Source organism: Streptomyces iconiensis, assembly GCF_028657195.3.
Lineage (GTDB): Bacteria > Actinomycetota > Actinomycetes > Streptomycetales > Streptomycetaceae > Streptomyces > Streptomyces iconiensis.
Genome location: NZ_JANCPR020000018.1, coordinates 70,051 through 88,997, shown reverse-complemented (window position 1 = coordinate 88,997; position 18,947 = coordinate 70,051). Strand labels below are relative to the sequence as shown.

Sequence of the window (18,947 nt, the reverse complement as noted above, 5' to 3'; positions counted from 1 at the left end):
ACCCGCAAGAGCCGGTACCTGACGCACCGACCCTTCCTGCCGCACCGGCCGTGCCGGTGGCAGTCGCCGATGCGCCGTTCAACTGACGGGGCGTCAGTTCACCGGAAGCACGGGGAGGTGCGCAAGGGGGCCGCGCGACTAGGATCGTCGGCATGCCCATGACGGATGACGGCAGCCCCGTTCATGTACTCGGTGCCGGGCCGGGCGGCCTTGCCACCGCCGCCGCGCTTCAGCAGCGCGGAATCAGCGCGGTCGTACTGGAGAAGTCCCCCTCGGTAGGGGCCTCATGGCGTGGACACTACGAGCGGCTACGGCTGCACACGACCCGCGCCCAGTCCGCACTCCCCGGCCTTCCCATCCCCCGCTCGTACGGGCGCTGGGTCGCACGGGCCGACCTGGTGCGCTACTTGGAGGACTACGCGGCACATCACAGGATCGAGGTCGCCACGGGCGTCGAGGTCGACACGGTCGAACGCAATGGAGGGCAGTGGGTACTGCACGCCAACGGAGGCCGACGGCTGACCACATGGGCCACCGTCGTCGCCACCGGCTACAACCACACCGCGTACATGCCGTCCTGGCCCGGCCGCGACACCTTCACCGGCGAACTCCTGCACGCCTCCCAGTACCGTGAACCCTCTCCGTACGCGGGCAAGGACGTACTGGTCGTCGGCGCCGGCAACACGGGCGCCGAGCTGGCCGCCGACCTCGCCAACAGCGGCGCCGGGCGCGTACGCCTCGCCGTCCGCACGCCCCCGCACATCGTGCGCCGCTCCACCCTGGGCTGGCCCGCGCAACGGAGCGCGATCCTGTGCCGACGGCTTCCCGTACGGCTCGTCGACCGGGTGGCGGCACGCCTGGCGAAGGTATCGGTGCCCGACCTCACCCCGTACGGGCTGCCGCGCCCTGAACCCGGGCTGTACTCGCGTGTGCTGGAGGGCGCGATCCCGGTACAGGACGTGGGGCTGATCAAGGCGGTGCAGGCCGGGAAGGTGGAGCCTGTGGCCGCCGTCGAGTCGTTCGACGGCGCGAAGGTGCAGCTCGCGGACGGCGAAACCCTCAGCCCTGAGGTGGTGATAGCAGCCACCGGGTTCCGGCGCGGCCTGGAGAACCTGGTCGGCCACCTCGGCGTGCTGGACGCGCGCGGACGCCCCCTCGCGCACGGGCCCCGTGCCCATCCGTCGGCGCCGGGGCTGTACTTCACCGGGTACTCCAACCCCATCAGCGGGACACTGCGTGAACTGGCACTCGACGCCCACAGGATCGCCCGCGCGGTGGCCCGCACGGTCGGCTGACCCGCACGGTCGGCTGACCCGCACGGTCGGCTGGCGGTGCCCCACCGCCGACCGGAGGGGGCGCACCACCGCACCACCGCAGCGCCGACCGTCCGCCCGACCGCCCCAGCACCGGCCCCAGCACCGGCCCCAGCACCGGCACCGGCACCGGCACCTGGCCACCGGACCACGCGCGTCCCGCACCGACCGCGCGCACCAGCCATGTGCCACCCGTACACCGGCCCAGCCCGGATCACGGCTACCGGATCACGGTCACCGGTCCGCGGCACCGGTCCGCTCCCGGTCCGGCACCGGGCACGGCACCGGCCCAGCAGCGACCACAACAGCGACCGTCGCACCGGTTCAGTACCGGCCCGGCACGGCCCAGCGCCGGCCCAGCGCCGGGCCAGCGCCGGGCCACGGCGGCGCCCCGGAGCCCGCGCGCCCGCCCGCCCCTCACCCGTCCCTGCACACCGCGGCCCGGCATCCCGGGTCGGCAATCACTCGCGCACCACTTCCTGACACAGCGTCAGTTGAGTAATCTGACACTGCGTCAGTTCAGTTGTGTCGGCCATCACACAGGAGTGGGCGAGAACGATGCTCGGATCGACTCACGGCACCCTCACCACCACCCACCGTTCAGCCCGCGTGCTGGCCTGCGGCGAGCAGGCGGAGGGGCTCGGCGCCGTTCACGGCAGAGCCGAGACCCCCGTCGACGACCTCGACGTCAGCGGACGTCCTCTGCACGCGCCCGTGCCCGACCTGGACCGGTTCTTCCGGCCCGAGTCCGTCGCCGTCGTGGGCGCCTCGGATGCCGAGGGGCGGCCCAACACCGGCATCACGCGCCAGCTGCTGGCCTGGGCCGAGCGGGTCGGCGCGCGGCTGCACCCCGTGCACCCCACGCGGCAGACGGTCTTCGGGCTGCCCTGCGCGCCCAGCGTCGCCGACCTGCCCGAACCCGTCGACCTCGCGGTGCTCCTCGTCGCCGACCCGTTGCCCGTGATCGAGCAACTGGCCGATACGAAGACCAAGTTCGCCGTGGCCTTCGCCTCCGGGTTCGCCGAGACCGGTGAGGAGGGCGCGGCAGCACAGGAGCGGCTCGCGGAGGTGACCGCTGACTCGGGTCTGCGGCTGCTGGGGCCCAACACCAACCTCAACGCCTTCGAACACTTCCGCGACGACCTCGAAGGTCCCGCCATCGCGCTGATCACGCAGTCAGGCCACCAGGGGCGCCCCCTCTTCACCCTCCAGGAACTGGGCGTACGCCTCTCCCACTGGGCGCCCACAGGCAACGAGGCAGACCTGGAGACCTCCGACTTCATCTCCTACTTCGCCACCCGACCCGAGGTCGGCGCCATCGCCGCTTACGTGGAAGGGCTCAAGGACGGCCGTGCCTTCCTCCTCGCCGCCGACCGCGCGGCGCGCAACGGTGTACCCGTCGTCGCCGTGAAGGTCGGCCGCACCGAGACCGGAGCCCGTACGGCCGCCTCGCACACCGGCAAGCTCACCGGCGCCGACACCACGGTCGATGCGGCGATGCGGCAGTACGGCGTCATCCGCGTGGACGGCCTGGACGAACTCCAGGACACCTCGGCCCTGCTGGCCCGCGCGCGCCCGCCGCGCGCCGAGGGCGTGGCCGTGTATTCGATATCCGGCGGAACCGGAGCGCACTTCTCCGACATGGCGACCTCCGCAGGACTCACCCTGCCGACGCTCTCGGACTCCAAGCAGACCGAGCTGCACACCTGGATACCCGACTACCTCAACGTCTCCAACCCGATCGACAACGGCGGTCACCCCGTGGGCGACTGGCGCGGCAGGAAGATCATCGATGCGATCCTGGCCGACCCGGAGGTCGGGGTGCTCGTCTGCCCGATCACCGGCCCGTTCCCGCCCATGAGCGACAAGCTCGCCCAGGACCTCGTGGACGCCGCCGAGGAGACCGACAAGCTCATCTGCGTCATATGGGGCTCGCCCGTCGGCACCGAGGACGCCTACCGCGACACACTGCTCGGCTCCTCCCGCGTCGCCACCTTCCGTACGTTCTCCAACTGCGTCACCGCCGTCAGCGCCTATCTCGGCCACCACCGCTTCACCCGTGCCTACCGCTCCCCCTTCGACGACGCACCCCGCACGCCTTCCCCCTCGGTCCGCAAGGCGCAGGCACTGCTGCGCCCCGGCCAGCAGCTCAGCGAACACGCCGGCAAGCAGCTCCTGCGCGCCTACGGCGTCCGCGTACCGCGCGAACAGCTGTGCACCAGCGCGGCCGGCGCCGTCCGCTCCGCCGCTCAGGTCGGCTATCCGGTGGTCATGAAGGCGTCGGCCCCCCAGCTCGCGCACAAGAGCGAGTACGGCCTCGTACGGATCGGGCTGACCTCGGCCAGCCAGGTACGGGACACCTATCGCGAGCTGACCGACATCGCCCAGCAGGAGGGCATCGAACTGGACGGCGTACTCGTGTGCCAGATGGTCGACCCGGGCGTGGAGATGGTCGTCGGCATCACGCAGGACGAATTGTTCGGGCCCACCGTGACCGTGGGGCTCGGCGGGGTACTGGTCGAGGTCCTGCGCGACTCGGCCGTACGCGTCCCGCCCTTCGGCGAGGACCAGGCCCGCGCCATGCTCGGCGAGCTGCGCGGCGCCGCGCTCCTCGACGGCGTGCGCGGCAGGCCGCCGGCCGACACCGACGCGCTCGTCGAGGTCATCCTCCGCATCCAGCGGATGGCCCTGGAACTGGGCGGCGACGGACAGTCGGGAGGGCTCGCGGAACTGGACATCAACCCTCTGGTCGTCCTGCCACGCGGACAGGGCGCCGTGGCACTCGACGCACTCGCCGTCTGCCGGTGAGAGCGCACCGGCTGGGGCCGCCGACGCCCGCACAGGGCCCTGGAGTTGGCGTTGGCCCCAGCATTGCCCTTGGCTCTGGTCTTGTCCTTCGCCTTTGATGGGGCCCGATACCGGGATCGGGGTCGGGGCCGGGCCAGGGCCCCGGACCGGACCAGAGGCCAGACTCGAAGCCGCCTCCGCGGGCCGGGCCACCCGCGAGGCATGGCTCGGCCTTGCGAGCGGGCCCGGCCTTGCGAGCGGGCCCGGGCTTGCGAGCGGACCCAGCCTTGAGACCCGGGCAAGGTCCAAGTGCGGGGCAGGACTTGAGCGCAGGTCCGGTTCCGCGGGCCGGTCCCGTCTTGGCGGTGGGCGGCAGGTGGCGCACCATGCGGGCGTGCCGTCCCCACGGGCCGCGCCATGTCCAGCACGTCCGTCCCGCGTACCGCACCCGGCGCGTCCAGCGCGCCGCCCGTTCCCAACGCACCGAGCACGCCCGCCCCATGGCGAACAGGAGCTTCCTCATGACGTCCTCCCCCCGTGAAGAACCCGTGGAGAAAAGTGTGGCGCACGCCACTGACAACGGCGTCTCGTGGATCACTTTCGACCGTCCCCACGCCATGAACGCCCTCACCTGGGACCAGCGCGAACGTCTCATTTCGCTGCTCGCCGACGCCTCCGCCGACCCTGCCGTACGGGCGGTCGTGCTCACGGCGCGGGGGCGAGGATTCTGCGCGGGCGCCGATCTGCGGGGCACCCCGGACGCGGGCCGTGAGCGTGTGGCGGGCGATGTGGCCCGCACCATCGAGCGCGGCGCGCAGCGGCTGATCGCCGCGGTACTGGACTGCGAGAAGCCGGTGATCGCGGCGGTCAACGGCACGGCTGCCGGCATCGGTTCGCATCTCGCGCTCGCCTGTGACCTCGTCATCGCCTCGGAGGAAGCCAAGTTCGTCGAGGTCTTCGTGCGGCGCGGGCTCGTACCCGACGGGGGTGGCGCGTATCTGCTGCCACGGCTGGTGGGGCCGCAGAAGGCGAAGGAGCTGATGTTCTTCGGCGACTCGCTGCCGGCGGCCGATGCCGAACGCATCGGACTCGTCAACCGCGTCGTTCCTGCGGCGGACCTGGAGAAGACCGCGCGTGCCTGGGCCGAGCGGCTGGCGGCCGGGCCCACCCGGGCGCTGGCGCTCACCAAGCGGCTCGTGAACGACTCGCTCGACGGAGGCCGCGCTCCCGCCTTCTCCGCCGAGGCGACCGCACAGGAGATCAATATGACGACGCGGGACGCGCGAGAGGGCGTGGACTCCTTCGTCGAGCGGCGTGACGCCACGTTCGAGGGCCGGTAGAGCGGGTGTGGCTACCCTGGAGAGGCAGGCGACTCCTCATGCGGGGTCAACCGGCCCGCAAGCCTTCCAATCTGACGGAGCATCAGATTCAATGAAGCCATGATGGGACATGCCGGTATGGCAGCGACCGCGGTGCGTTATCTGCGCGCGGTCGGCTCGTCCACCACGACCGCGACGTCCGCCGCGCCCGCGCATCCGCCGGACGGGGCCGCGGCGCCGACGGCGCTGCCGCGCCCCGACCTGCGCGCCGTACGCGACGGCGAGCGCGCCCCCGTCGATCCGGCCGTCTTCCGCCGCGTACTGGGGGACTTCGCCTCGGGCGTCACTGTCGTCACGGCCCCGGCCGCCGAGGGCGAGACGGGGCCTGCCGGGTTCGCCTGCCAGTCCTTCGCCTCCCTCTCGCTGGAACCGCCGCTGGTGTCTTTCATGGTCGCCCGCACCTCCACCACCTGGCCCCGCATCGCCCGCGCCGGGGTCTTCTGCGTGAACGTGCTCTCCGCCGCCCAGAACGAACTGTGCCGTGCCTTCGCTGTGAGCGGCGCCGACAAGTTCGCCGGAGTCACCCACGCCCCCGCGCCTGTCACCGGCTCGCCGCTGCTGGAGGGCGTGTCCGCCTGGATCGACTGCGAGATCCACGCCGTTCACACGGGCGGCGACCACCTCATCGTCGTGGGACGCGTGCGTGCACTGGACGCGCAAGAGGGAGACGGCGATCCCCTCCTGTTCCACCGCGGCAAGCTGGGGCGCTTCGAGCGCCTGGACGCGCCATAGGCGTACGTGGTCTCCGCGCTTCTGTACGTGAGCTGCGCGCCCGACGACGTACGCGCAGGACCCGTTCGTCACCACCCGTCGGCGCCCGTGGTCACCGCGCTACGAGTGCCCGTTCGCGGTAGTGGGCGGTGTTTCCCGTGACGCCGGGTGCGACGTGCGGCTTGAGCACCAGGTCCTCGTCGTAGTCGCCTCCGGCCTCGTGGCGGAACGCCAGCGGTTCCATGGTGGGGAGTTCGCGCAGGCGGCCCCGCAACTCCTCCTCGACCGGCGCGAAACCGTCCTCGGTGATCCGGTCGGCGCCGTACACCACGAAGGGCGGCAGGGCCTCCATGCCCGTGTACCAGAAGATCGCGTGGTGCAGCGGGAAGAGCACGTCGTCCATGTGGCCGTGGATACCCCGGGGGCCGAAGCCGGAGGGGCGGGCACCGACCGAGGTGAGCACCATGGCACGCTTGCCCGCGAGCCCTCCGTCGCCGTAGCGCCGGGTGTGTCCGTCCGGGGCCTTCACTCCGAACGCGAAGCCCTGTACCAGCACGCGGTCGAACCACCCCTTGAGGATGGCCGGCGGCCCGAACCACCACATGGGGAAGTGGAAGACCAGCGTGTCGGCCCATGCGATCTTCTCCTGTTCGGCCCGCACATCAGCGCTGAACCCGCCTCCTGCATACGCGCGTTCCTGCTCTTCGCCGACCAGTAGCCGCCCGATTGGCCGCCGGGGGAAGTCACCGGTGTCCACGGTGGGCTTCCAGCCCATGGAGTAGAGGTCGGACTCGCGTACCTCATGGCCGAGTCCGCGCAGTGTGCTCACTCCAGCGTCACGCAGAGAGGCGTTCAGGGAACGGGCTTCAGGGTGGGCGAAAATCCAGAGTGTCTTCATGCGTCCGATCCTGCGCGGACGCTCCGGACGAAACGAGTGGCCGTATGGACGACAAGTGCAAGGTTCTGGCCACACTCCCTGCTCCCCTCTTCACCACATGGTTGCCCGTAGCGGCTCAGACGCGACGGCGGATGATCAGTGCCATCAGTGCGGCCATCGCGCACAGCGCGCCCGCGCCCGTCCAGGCCAGGTCGTAGGTGCCGGTGGCGTCGCGCACGAGCCCGGCAAGGAAGGCGACGAGGGAGGCACCCACCTGGTGCGAGGCGACGACCCAGCCGAAGACGATGGCGCTGTCCTCACCGAAGTGCTCGCGGCAGAGCGCCATGGTGGGCGGCACCGTGGCGACCCAGTCGAGGCCGTAGAAGACGATGAAGAACAGCATCGGAGGCTGCACCGAGTCGGCGAACAGCATCGGCAGCACGAGCAACGACAGACCACGGAGCGCGTAATACAGCGCAAGTAGTCTGCGTGCGTCGAAGCGGTCGGTCAGCCAACCGGAGGCGACAGTGCCGATCAGGTCCAGGACGCCGATGGCCGCGAGCAGCGAGGCGGCGACCGGAACGGCCATCCCGTGGTCATGCGCCGCGGGGACGAAATGCGTGCCCATAAGGCCGTTGGCCGAGGCCCCGCAGATCGCGAACGTTCCCGCGAGGAGCCAGAAGACCCGGGTGCGTGCGGCGGACCACAGCACCGTAAGGGTGCGCCGCGTGGCGCCCGCCGGGTCAGCCACGGGCGCGACGTGGCCGACGGGCGCTCCATAAGGGCGCAGACCGACGTCCTCAGGGTGGTCCCGCATCAGCCAGATCACCAGAGGGACGACAAGTAGTGCAGCCCCGGAGACGACCAGTGAGGCGGTGCGCCATCCCGAGCCCTCCACAAGCAGGGCGACCAGCGGCAGGAAGATGAGCTGGCCCGTCGCGCTGCCCGCCGTCAGAATGCCGCTGACCAGGCCGCGCCGGGCGACGAACCACCGGTTGGTGACCGTGGCGGCGAAGGCGAGCGCCATGGAGCCCGATCCGATGCCGACCAGAACGCCCCAGCACAGAACGAGCTGCCACTGGGACTGCATGAACACCGTCAGGCCACTGCCCGCCGCGATCAGCAGCAGCGCGGTGGAGACGACCTGCCGGATGCCGTAACGCTCCATGAGTGCGGAGGCGAAGGGGGCCGTGAGCCCGTACAGCAGCACGTTGAGGCCGACGGCCGAGGAGATGGTGCCGTGCGACCAGCCGAACTCCTCGTGCAGCGGGTCGATGAACACGCTCGGAGTGGCTCGGAATCCCGCCGCCCCGACGAGAGCGACGAAGCAGACGAACGCGACCCACCAGGCGCGGTGTACGCGCGGGCGCCGCCCGCCCGCCACCTTCGGCGGACGTGGGGCGCCGACCCGGGCGTGCGGCTGAGAGGGAGAGCCCTTCGCGTGCGACTGGTGGGGAGCGTCCGGGGAAAGCGGCTGAGGGGAATCTTCCGGGGAGGCCGACTGAGGGGCGTCGCCCTCTGAAGGCGGCTGTGAGGGGAGCGTCTGAGTCACGCGGACCAGCTTCCGTTGCGAGCCCTCACCGAACGAGTGGCCTGAAGGTCACTATGTGCGAGGATCGGGCCATGACCGCTTTCACCCGCCCGGGGCTCCACAAGGTCGCCGTACTCGTGCGTCATGGTCTGCTGCCGATCGAGCTGGGCATCCCGCACTGCCTGATGGGCAAGGCACGTTCCGCGTCGGAAGAGCCGCTGTACGAGGTGGTGACCTGCGCTACCGAGCCCGGCGAGATCCGAACGGACGGGGACTTCACGATCAACGTGGCGCACGGCCCCGAGGCACTGGCCGAGGCGGACACCGTGATCGTGCCCGCGGCCCACGAGCGCGACGAGCCCTACTTGTGCGGCGAACTGAACGCCGGCCTCATGGACGCCTTCGCGCGCATCCGGCCAGGCACCCGCATCGCCTCCATCTGCACGGGTGCCTTCGTGCTGGCCTCAGCCGGGCTCCTGGACGGAAAACGGGCCACAACGCACTGGCGCTCAAGTGGTCGCTTCCAGCGCCTCTTTCCGGACGTCAGGCTCGACCCCGAGGTGCTCTACGTGGACGAGGGTTCCGTGCTGACCTCGGCCGGCATCGCGTCCGGTGTGGATCTGTGCCTGCACATGGTGCGCAAGGACCACGGCTCGGCCGTTGCGAACGAAGTGGCGCGCCGCACGGTCGTGCCACCCCACAGGGACGGCGGCCAGGCCCAGTTCATCCGCCACCCCGTACCCCCACCCGGCCTCGCCTCCACCGCCACAGCACGCTCCTGGGCACTCAACCACCTCGAACACCCCCTCACCCTCAGCCAACTGGCCGCACAAGAAACCATGAGCGTCCGCACCTTCACCCGCCGCTTCCGCGAAGAAGTAGGCATCAGCCCACAGCAGTGGCTCACCCAGCAGCGCACCGAGCGGGCCCGCACGCTCCTGGAGGAGTCCGACCTGTCCGTCGACCAGATCGCCCAGCGCTCCGGTTTCGGCTCGGCAGCCACCTTCCGTATGCACTTCCAGGCGAGCCTGGGCGTCTCACCGAGCGCCTACAGGCGTACGTTCCGCGCGGGCACGGTCCCAGGCGCGGGCACGGTCTCAGGCACAGACGCGGGCACGGACACAGACACAGACGTGAAAGCCGGTACTGCCCGTACCGCCGGTCACTTCGCCGAAACCGCCACACAACTCTGAGGAGGCGGCCGTGAACGCGACACCACAGGTCTTCACACACCCCCGTAGGCACAAGGTGGCCGTGCTGGTACGGCACGGTGTGATGCCCATGGAACTCGGCCTCGCCCACCAGGTGTTCGGCCGCGCGCAGACCCCGGAGGGCGAGCTTCTCTACGAGATCGTCACCTGCGCCGTGGAGCCCGGCGCCGTGCGTACGGACGCCGACTTCCCCATCCATGTGGCGCACGGCCCCGAGGCACTGGCAGAGGCGGACACCGTCATCGTTCCGGCGACCCACGAACCTGACGAGACGGAGACCACGGGGACGCTCCCTGGCCCCCTCCGCTCAGCGCTCGACCGGGTCGGCCAGCACACCCGGATCGCTTCCATCTGCACGGGCGCCTTCCTGGTCGCCGCCGCCGGCCTGCTGAACGGGAAGCGGGCCACCACACACTGGATGTCGACCGACAGCTTCCGCGCGCTCTACCCGCAGGTGCGCCTCGACCCGGACGTGCTCTACGTGGACGAGGGTTCCGTGCTGACCTCCGCGGGAGAGGCCGCAGGCATAGATCTGTGCCTGCACATGATCCGGTGCGACCACGGCTCGGCCGTGGCGAACGAAGTGGCGCGCCGCACGGTCGTGCCACCCCACAGGGACGGCGGCCAGGCCCAGTTCATCCGCCACCCCGTACCCCCACCCGGCCTCGCCTCCACCGCCACAGCACGCTCCTGGGCACTCAACCACCTCGAACACCCCCTCACCCTCAGCCAACTGGCCGCACAAGAAACCATGAGCGTCCGCACCTTCACCCGCCGCTTCCGCGAAGAAGTAGGCATCACGCCCCTGCGCTGGCTGACGCAGCAGCGCATCGAGCGGGCCAGACACCTGCTGGAGGAGACGGACCTGCCGGTCGATCGGGTAGCAGCGGACGCCGGCTTCGGCACGGCCGCCTCCCTGCGCCAGCACCTGCACGCGGCCCTCGGCGTCTCCCCGCGCGCGTACCGCCGTACGTTCCGCGCGGAGACGGAACGTACGGCGGCTGCCTGAGCGGTGCCACCAGTAGTCGGCACCCCGCGCCTCAGGTCGCGAAGTAGCGTGACCACCCGCTGCACTTGGCCTTCTTCGTCCATGAGGTGCAGACCTTGACCCGGATCGACCGCTCTTCGGGGTAGTGGCCTTCGACGACCCGGTGCTTCTTTCCCTTGCTGCTGAGCTTCTTCACCGAGTGACCTTTGACATGGACGACCGCCTTTGTCCAGCGGTCGTTGTTGTACTTGTCAAGGATCTTGATCCTGTCGCCCTTGTCGATGTACGTCACTTGCGTCACGTTCCGCTTCGAGCTACGGCAGTACGCGGCCGGCTCGACCATCACGGGCTCGCACGTGGTCTTCTTCAAGTGCGGTGCCGGCTTCGCCCCGTTGCCCGAATCCGCGACCGCAGGCAGCGCAGCGAGTGCGGGCGCAATGAGCACGCTCGCGCAAGCCACTGCAATGCGATTCCTGTGTACATTCATGGATGGCGTCTCCCGTCGGCAGGAATTCCGATGAACTCCCTTTGCCCCGCGATCAGGTCCAGTCCCAGTCACTCCAACCGGAGCACTTGGCCTTCTTGCTGAATGAGGTGCACACCTTGATGCGAACCTCCCTGTTCTCCTTGAAGTTTGCGTCGACGACCCTCAGACTCTTGCCCTTGCTGCTGTAATTCCTGACCTTGTACCCCTCGACCTTGAGCCTGACTTTCGTGGAACGCCCATTGCGGTAGCGATCCACGATCCCGATGTCGTCCCCGTCGGTGTCGAACCAGGTGAACGTCCGGTTCTTCTTCGAGGAGGCGCAGCCGGCTGTGATGTCTGAGTCCGAGCGGGTGTAGCACTTCGTCTTCTTCACTTCCGCGAGCGGCACCGCAGCGGCGCGACGGGGCGTGGGCGTATCGGCGGAGGCTGTCCCCGCGGCAGCGGCGAGCCCACCTGTGGTGATGGCCAAGGCGCAGGCGGCTGCGACGGCCTTCCCGTGTCGGTGTGTGCGGTGCTTCATGTGGCCCCCCAGCCGCTCCAGTCAGAGCACTTGGCCTTCTTGCTGAACGAGGTGCACACCTTGATACGCACCTTCTTGCCTTCCGTGTAGCGGTTCCCGATGACCCTGTGCTGCTTGCCGTTGCTGGAGAAATAGGCTTTTCCGCTCCCCTTGACGTGGAGCACCACCTTCGTCGACCGGCCGTTCCGGTACCGGTCGACGATGTCGACCTTGTCACCCTTGTCCATGTAGGCACCCTGCGTACGCCCCTTGGAAGGTGATGCGCACCTCGCGTACGGCTTCTGGAATGCCTCACACGTGGTCGACGCCTTCGGTGCCGCCGTCTGCGTAACGCCCCCGGCGTAGGCAGCGGTGGCGCTCGCCGTCAGGCCGCCGCTCGCGACCAGTACGGCGCAGGCACAAGCCACCGCATTTCCTGATGTGCGCATACAGTGGTTCCCCCTTTGTCGTGCCACGGGTCGAGGTCGGCACGCACCCCCCGCATCCCGGAATCCCGCAACGGACGCGGCAGAAACAGGATGCAGGGCGCCCCAGGGGCAGACCAGGACTTTCGGCGAGGCCCGAAACTGCCCTGAATGGGCCGCGATTGAACGGACCCGAAGCGCCGGCCCGAGGCAATTCCCCGTTTCCGCGAACGCTCACCGGAATGGCGTACGGGCCTCGCAGACGTACCCTCACGGAATCTCCGCGACCGGAACAACCGTTGGCGCACGGGCTGCAAGCAGCACCGGCGCTGGTCCGCGGACAACTCCTGGCAGCGGTTCGCGGCCGATTTCCGGAGGGCGGCCAACCCCGCGGCCTCTACCGCGCGTTGACGCCGAGGTCACCGAGGTGGCGCCCGGACAGCGCAGGCGGAAGCGGGCGGCGAACGTCGGCCGGCTCCCTGCCAGTCCAGTCAGCATGGGCCTGGGACCCGCAACGTGACGCCGCGCGGCGTCGCAAAAGAGGCGCGCGGCTTCCCGCAGCGCGGGCGAGGGGCGCCGCGTCCACGTCGGCCACGGCACCCTGACCGTCGGGACGGTCGTCACCAGGTCAGTGACCTCGTCCACGAGCCACAGCAACGCCCTAGTAGTCGGCACGCCCCGCCCCGGGGGCACACCCCGGGGCGGGGTACCCATCCGGCCCCTCGCAGAGGCGAGCGCAGCCTAGAACGTAAGCACCCCCCGGGCCACGCGCCCGTGGTGCGCGTCGTCCGCCGCCTTGTCGAAGTCCTCGATCGGATAGACCTCGGTGACCAGTTCGTCCAGCATGAGCCTCCCCTCTCGGTAGAGGCTCGCGTAGAGGGCGATGTCGCGCGGCGGCTGCGAGGAGCCGTAGCGGCAGCCGAGTATCGACTTGTCGAGGAACATCGCGGCAGGGAGGAACGACGCCTCCGCGTCGGCGGCGGGCATGCCCAGCAGCACCGCCTGCCCATGCCGGTCGAGCAGGTCGATGGCCTGCCGTACGAGCGCGGTGCTGCCCACGCATTCGAAGGTGTGGTCGGCCCCGTCGGGCAGGATCTCCTTGACGGCGGCCACGGTGTCGCTCACGGCGGAGGCGTCGACGAAATGAGTGGCGCCGAACCGCCGTGCCACGTCACCCTTCTCGGGGTTGGCGTCCACGGCGACGATCGTGGAGGCGCCCGCGATCCGCGCGCCCTGGAGGACGTTGAGGCCGATGCCGCCCACGCCGATCACCACGACCGTCTCGCCCTGGTCGACCTTCGCCCTGTTCAGTACGGCGCCGACGCCCGTCAGAACACCGCAGCCGATGAGTGCCGCCGAAGGGAATGGGATGTCTTCGGGGATCTTGGTCGCCTGTACGGCCTTGACCACGGTGCGCTCGGCGAATGCGGAGTTGGAGGCGAAGTTGTACAGCGTGCTCCCACCACGCGAGAACGGCCGGTCCGGCCTGCCGATCGCCTTGCGGCACATGGTCGGGCGCCCACGCGCGCACTCCGCGCACGCCCCGCAGTTGGCGATCGTGGAGAGCGCCACATGGTCGCCGGGCACCACGTGCCCGACCCCCTCGCCCACCGCCTCGACCACGCCGGCGCCCTCGTGTCCGAGGACGACGGGGCGCGGGAACGGAATCGTCCCGTCGATCACGGAAAGATCGCTGTGGCACAGGCCCGCAGCGCGTATGCCGACGAGCACCTCGCCGGGTCCGGGCGCGCGGACCTCCAGGTCATCGACGACCTGAGCCCGCTCGCCCTCCAGGATCACGCCTCTCATGGCACTTCCCTCACTCCCTCATGGCCGCCGGGCCCTGCTGGGCCCGGCGGCGGTGGCTCACGACGGCCAGACGACGGACTGGAGTTCGCTGTACGCGTGCAGCCCGAAGGAACCGCCGTCCCGCCCGACTCCGGACTCCTTGAAGCCACCGAACGGTGTCTCCGGGTGCCGCTGGACGGTGTTGATGCCGACGTTCCCGCTGCGCAGCCGGCTGGCGAGCCGCCAGGCGCGGCCGGCATCGCCGCTGAAGACGTAGTCGTAGAGCCCGTACGGCGTGCTGTTGGCGATCCGCACGGCCTCGTCCTCATCCTCGAACGGCAGGGCTACGACGACGGGTCCGAACAGTTCCTCGCGGGCCACGGTCATGTCGGGGGTGACGTCGGTGATCAGCGTGGGAGCGACATAGAAACCGCGGGGCTCGTCCGGACGCTCACCGCCGACCACGATCTTCGCGCCCTGCTCACGGGCGCCCTCGACATACGCCTCGACCCGGTCGCGCTGAGCTGCGGAGATGACGGGGCCGACCACGGTTCGCTCTTTCGTGGGATCGCCGAGTGTCAGTGCGGAAGCGTACTGTGACAGGGCAGTCACGAACTCGTCGTAGTGCGAGCGGTGTACGAGCACGCGCGTCGGCGCCGTACAGATCTGGCCGCTGTGAAAGGCCCAGGTCGAGGCGACCGAGCCCAGTGCTGCTTTGCGGATGCTGTCGCCCGCATCGTCCAGCACCAATGCCGCACCCTTTCCGCCCAGTTCCATGAGGGTGCGCTTCATGGTCCGGCCGGCCGTTTCAGCGATCTTCTTTCCTACGGAGGTGGAGCCCGTAAAGCTGATCATGTCGATGTCCGGGTGCGCGACGAGGGCTTCCCCCGTCGCGGCGCCGGACCCGGTGACGACGTTGTAGAGCCCGTCGGGGAGCCCGGCTTCCTGGAGGATTGGGCCCAACTCCAGGCAGGCCAAGGGGTCTTGGGGCGCGGGTTTGCACACGACGGCGTTACCCATGGCGAGCGCGGGCGCGATCTTGCCCGCGAGGTTCACAACAGGGAAGTTGTAGGAGGTGATGCATCCGACGACACCCATGGGACGGCGCACCGCCGCCGCACCGATCAGTCCGCCGGGCGCCAGCGCGCTCGCCCGGACGGGCTGGGGGGCGAGCGGCACGGTGTCCGGTTCCAGCGCGCCGCGCGCGTAGCGGCGGAAGCGGTCGGCCGCGGTGGGCATCTGCATCCCGCGCGCGACCTTGAGGGTGGCCCCGGTCTCGGCCTGGAGCAGTGGTACCAGCTCCGGTCCGCGTTCGGTGAGGAGTTCCGCGATCCGGTCCAGCACTCTGGAGCGCTCCTGCGGATCGGTGCGCGACCACTCCTCCTGGGCGGTACGCGCCGCGCGTACGGCGGCGTCGACGTCCAGGCTGCCACCCTCGGGGGCCCGCCCCACGGGTTCCTCGGTCGCGGGATTGATGACCTCGTAGTGGCCGTTTTCCGGCCGGCGCCAGGATCCGTCGATCCAGTGCCGGTAGGTCTTCGCTTCCGTCGTCACGTACGTGCCTCTCTCGGCAGGCCCAGCACCCGCTGGGCGAGGATGTTGCGCTGGATTTCGTCCGAGCCGCCGTAGACGGTGTCGGAGCGGGTGAAGAGGAACAGACGTTGCAGCGCGTCGAGTTCATAGGGGCGCTGGGGGGACCAGTCCTCCGGTCCGAGTGCGGCGGTGGCACCGCGCACCCGCATCGCCAGTTCGCCCAGCCGCTGGTGCCAGCCGCCCCACAGCAGCTTGGCGACGCTGGGTGCTCCCTCTTCGGTCCGGCCGCCCGGGCCGCCGAGGGTGCGAAGGGCGTTCCATCGCATGGTCCTCAACTCGGCCCAGGCGCGCACGAGCTGGTCGCGCAGTACGGGGTCGCGGTCGGCCGCGCCGGTGTGCAAGGCGAGGCGCACGACCTCGTCCAGTTCGGCGGCGAAGCCGATCTGCTGGACGAGCGTGGAGACGCCGCGCTCCAGCGCGAGCAGGCCCGTGGCCACCCGCCAGCCGTCGCCCTCGGCGCCGACGCGGTGAGCGGCCTCGGCGCGGGCGCCGTCGAAGAAGACCTCGTTGAACTCCTCCGTCCCCGACATCTGCCGGATGGGCCGCACGTCCACGCGCCCGGGCTGGTCCATCGGCACCAGCAGAAAGGAGAGCCCTCTGTGCCCTACGGAGCCCGGCTCCGTGCGGGCGAGCACGAAACACCAGTCCGCCTCGTGTGCGAGGGAGGTCCAGATCTTCTGGCCGGTGATGCGGTAGGTCCCGCCGTCTGTCCCGTCCCGTACGGCTGCGGTGCGTACGGCGGCGAGGTCGGACCCGGCGCCGGGTTCGCTGTAGCCCTGGCACCACAGTTCCTCGCCGCGGGCGACGGGAGGCAGGAAGCGGTGGCGCTGTGCGTCGGTGCCATAGGCGAGGAGGGTGGGAGCCAGGAGGTTCTCGCCGATGTGGCCGACGCGCCCCGGCGCCCCCGCACGGGCGTACTCCTCGGCCCAGACGACCTGTTGGGTGAGGGTGGCTTCCCTGTTGCCGTAGGCGCCGTGGGTGCGGTCCCAGCCGATGCCGATCCAGCCGGAGCGGCCGAGTTCGCGCTCCCAGCGGTGGCGCACGGGGCCGGCCTCGTGTTCGCTGCCGGGGCGGCCCTGACCGGCGGCCTCGGCGTACTCGCCGACGAGATGCGCCTTCAGCCAGGCGCGCGCGGCGGCACGGAAGTCCTCGTCCTCGGGGGTGAAGCTGAAGTCCACGCGTCCTCCTCTCCCGCGGTGCGGGGCGTGCCGCCTGCCGGGGTCACGCGTTGGGCCTGTCCTTCCTGGCAGCGGCCTCCGTCATCTCCTTGAGCCGCTCCAGCATCGGCATCGGGTCCGTCCCGACGGTGCCGGGGAGGAAGTCGGCGATCCGCTCGGGGGTCCAGGAGCCCTCCGCGTAGGCGGCCCGCAGCTCGCGGGGCTGCGCCCACACGGCGATCTTGGGCCCTGCGACGGTGTAGACCTGCCCGGTGATCTCCTGTTCCTTTGCGCGGTCGCTCAGCAGGTAGACGACGAGGGGCGCGACGTCCTCGGGTTCGCCGATCTCCTTGAGTTCCATGGGGACGTTGGCGGACATCCGGGTGCGCGCGACGGGTGCGACGGCGTTGGCCGTGACGCCGTACTTGTGCAGGCCGAGTGCGGCGCTGCGGACGAGGGAGATGATGCCGCCCTTGGCGGAGGCGTAGTTGGCCTGTGCGACCGAACCCTGGTGGTTGCCGCTGGTGAAGCCGATGAGGGTGCCGGTCTTCTGTTTGCGCATGACCGCGCTGGCGGCGCGGAAGAGGGTGAAGGTGCCCTTGAGGTGGGTGGCGACGACGGGGTCCCACTCCTCCTCGCTCATGTTGAAGAGCATGCGTTCGCGCAGGATTCCGGCGACGCACACAACACCGTCGACACGGCCGTACCTGGTCAGCGCCGTGTCCACGACGCGCTGGCCGCCGTCCATGGTGGAGACGTCGTCCGCGACGGCGACGGCCTCGCCGCCCGCCGCCACGATCTCCTTCACCACGGCCTCGGCGATCTCGCTCTCGGGGGTGCCGCCCTCGATGGAGACGCCGTAGTCGTTGACGACGACCTTCGCGCCCTCGGCTGCGCAGGCCAGTGCGACGGCGCGGCCGATGCCGCGTCCGGCGCCGGTCACGGCGACCACCTTGCCTGACAAGAAGTTCCCCACGTCGCGCCCCTTCCCGCGTTTTCTGACGGACCGTTAGATTCTTGAGCAGGCACCGCACGAACACAAGACCCACAGACAAGAGACCGCCGGCAAGGCCCGACGACAAGAGCCGTGGGCGGCACGCCGGTTCGGACATACCTGGGAGGACAGATGACGCTGCCGGCGGACAACCCGGAGTTCCGCGACATCGCCAAGCGCGTGAACAACTGGGGGCGTTGGGGCCAGGAGGACGAGATCGGCACCCTCAACCTGGTGACCGACGAAGTGGTGCGCGCCGCCGCGGCGACGGTACGCACCGGCCGCCGCGTACCCCTCGCGCTACCGCTCCAGCAGGACGGCGTCCAGACCGGCATGATCGCGGGGCGGGTGAACCCGCTGCACACCATGGTCGCGCTCAATCTGGAGCTGTTCGGCCCCGGCACCGTCGCGACCAGCGACGACGCGGTCACCATGGGGCTCCAGGCGGCGACCCACTGGGACGGCCTCACCCACGTCTCGCACGCGGGCAAGATCTACAACGGCCGCCCGGCCGACACCGTGACCGCGCACGGCGGCGCCGCCTACAGCGGCATCGAGAAGACCCGGCCTCTGGTCTCACGCGGCGTCCTCCTGGACGTGGCGCGGGCACGCGGCGCGGAGTCCCTGGCGGGCGACCACGCCGTGACTCCCGAAGACCTGGACGCCGCCGAGGAGTTCAGTGGCACACGCGTACGCCCCGGCGACATCGTGCTCGTCCGCACCGGGCAGATACGGCAGTACCTCTCGGGCGACAAACACGCGTACGCGTACCCGTCCCCCGGCCTGTCCCTGCGCACCCCCGAGTGGTTCCACACCCGGGATGTGGCGGCCGTCGCCAACGACACCCTGACCTTCGAGATCTTCCCGCCCGAGATCGAAGACCTGTGGATGCCCGTACACGCCCTCGACCTCGTCGAGATGGGCATGCTCCAGGGCCAGAACTGGAACCTGGAGGAACTGTCCGAGACCTGCGCCGAGGAACGCCGCTACGAGTTCCTGCTGAGCGCCCCGCCCGAACCCTTCACCGGCGGAACGGGAGCCCCAGTGGCACCGGTCGCGGTCCTGTAGTCCCCACGGGTGGCGGTGCGCGAATGCACACCCCGAGCACGGCACAGCGACCGCCACCCGGCTCCGGCGTTCAGGCCCTGCCTCTCGATGGAGGCCGACACCGGACCACGACCCGCACTCGCCAAGCAACCTCAGGCTT

The 18,947-nt window shown here is 70.2% G+C and carries 16 protein-coding genes; 7 read left to right on the top strand and 9 right to left on the bottom strand.

Annotated features, from left to right (window positions below):
• Nucleotides 1-158 precede the first annotated feature (158 nt).
• The 4 genes from NMN56_RS19335 (at nt 159) to NMN56_RS19320 (ending at nt 6,211) form a co-directional block, all read left to right on the top strand.
• Nucleotides 159-1,295: a flavin-containing monooxygenase gene (locus NMN56_RS19335; protein WP_274046190.1), complete on the top strand. Its 1,137-nt coding sequence runs from the start codon at nt 159-161 to the stop codon at nt 1,293-1,295.
• Nucleotides 1,296-1,871: 576 nt separating this feature from the next.
• A complete protein-coding gene (locus tag NMN56_RS19330) occupies nt 1,872-4,121 on the top strand; it encodes an acetate--CoA ligase family protein (RefSeq protein WP_274046113.1) in 2,250 nt (749 codons plus the stop codon).
• A 500-nt stretch (nt 4,122-4,621) separates the two neighbouring features.
• On the top strand, nt 4,622-5,440 hold the full coding sequence (locus NMN56_RS19325; protein WP_274046112.1) for an enoyl-CoA hydratase/isomerase family protein: 819 nt from the start codon (nt 4,622-4,624) through the stop codon (nt 5,438-5,440).
• A gap of 117 nt (nt 5,441-5,557) precedes the next feature.
• Complete coding sequence (locus NMN56_RS19320; RefSeq protein WP_274046189.1) at nt 5,558-6,211, top strand: flavin reductase family protein; 654 nt, start codon at nt 5,558-5,560, stop codon at nt 6,209-6,211.
• Nucleotides 6,212-6,302: 91 nt separating this feature from the next.
• On the opposite strand, the gene NMN56_RS19315 is transcribed toward NMN56_RS19320, so the two are convergent.
• On the bottom strand, nt 6,303-7,088 hold the full coding sequence (locus NMN56_RS19315) for an NAD(P)H-dependent oxidoreductase (RefSeq protein ID WP_274046111.1): 786 nt from the start codon (nt 7,086-7,088) through the stop codon (nt 6,303-6,305).
• A gap of 115 nt (nt 7,089-7,203) precedes the next feature.
• A complete protein-coding gene (locus NMN56_RS19310; protein ID WP_274046188.1) occupies nt 7,204-8,451 on the bottom strand; it encodes an MFS transporter in 1,248 nt (415 codons plus the stop codon).
• Nucleotides 8,452-8,690: 239 nt separating this feature from the next.
• Between NMN56_RS19310 and NMN56_RS19305 the strand changes: the two genes are divergently transcribed.
• Nucleotides 8,691-9,791: a GlxA family transcriptional regulator gene (locus NMN56_RS19305; protein WP_347178621.1), complete on the top strand. Its 1,101-nt coding sequence runs from the start codon at nt 8,691-8,693 to the stop codon at nt 9,789-9,791.
• An 82-nt stretch (nt 9,792-9,873) separates the two neighbouring features.
• Nucleotides 9,874-10,818 (top strand): GlxA family transcriptional regulator, encoded by a 945-nt coding sequence (locus tag NMN56_RS19300; RefSeq protein ID WP_274046187.1) that lies wholly within the window; start codon nt 9,874-9,876, stop codon nt 10,816-10,818.
• A 31-nt stretch (nt 10,819-10,849) separates the two neighbouring features.
• On the opposite strand, the gene NMN56_RS19295 is transcribed toward NMN56_RS19300, so the two are convergent.
• From NMN56_RS19295 to NMN56_RS19265, 7 genes are all read right to left on the bottom strand, one after another.
• On the bottom strand, nt 10,850-11,098 hold the full coding sequence (locus NMN56_RS19295) for a hypothetical protein (protein WP_283742497.1): 249 nt from the start codon (nt 11,096-11,098) through the stop codon (nt 10,850-10,852).
• 238 nt (nt 11,099-11,336) lie between these two features.
• Nucleotides 11,337-11,804, bottom strand: coding sequence for a hypothetical protein (locus NMN56_RS19290; RefSeq protein WP_274046108.1), 468 nt, complete (start codon nt 11,802-11,804; stop codon nt 11,337-11,339).
• On the bottom strand, nt 11,801-12,232 hold the full coding sequence (locus tag NMN56_RS19285) for a hypothetical protein (protein ID WP_274046107.1): 432 nt from the start codon (nt 12,230-12,232) through the stop codon (nt 11,801-11,803). The genes NMN56_RS19290 and NMN56_RS19285 overlap by 4 nt, the downstream gene beginning before the upstream one ends.
• 717 nt (nt 12,233-12,949) lie before the next feature.
• Nucleotides 12,950-14,017 carry a Zn-dependent alcohol dehydrogenase gene (locus tag NMN56_RS19280; protein WP_274046106.1) on the bottom strand — a complete coding sequence of 356 codons (1,068 nt, stop codon included), beginning with the start codon at nt 14,015-14,017 and terminating at the stop codon, nt 12,950-12,952.
• A 57-nt stretch (nt 14,018-14,074) separates the two neighbouring features.
• Entirely contained in the window at nt 14,075-15,550 is a 1,476-nt protein-coding gene (locus tag NMN56_RS19275; protein ID WP_274046105.1) for an aldehyde dehydrogenase family protein, read from the bottom strand.
• Nucleotides 15,547-16,767, bottom strand: coding sequence for an acyl-CoA dehydrogenase family protein (locus NMN56_RS19270; protein WP_274046104.1), 1,221 nt, complete (start codon nt 16,765-16,767; stop codon nt 15,547-15,549). Before NMN56_RS19270 ends, NMN56_RS19275 begins: the two co-directional genes overlap by 4 nt.
• A gap of 43 nt (nt 16,768-16,810) precedes the next feature.
• Nucleotides 16,811-17,722: an SDR family oxidoreductase gene (locus tag NMN56_RS19265; protein WP_274046103.1), complete on the bottom strand. Its 912-nt coding sequence runs from the start codon at nt 17,720-17,722 to the stop codon at nt 16,811-16,813.
• Nucleotides 17,723-17,872: 150 nt separating this feature from the next.
• Here NMN56_RS19265 and NMN56_RS19260 point away from each other — a divergent pair, with 150 nt between their 5' ends.
• On the top strand, nt 17,873-18,808 hold the full coding sequence (locus NMN56_RS19260) for a cyclase family protein (protein ID WP_274046102.1): 936 nt from the start codon (nt 17,873-17,875) through the stop codon (nt 18,806-18,808).
• The last annotated feature ends 139 nt before the right edge of the window (nt 18,809-18,947 follow it).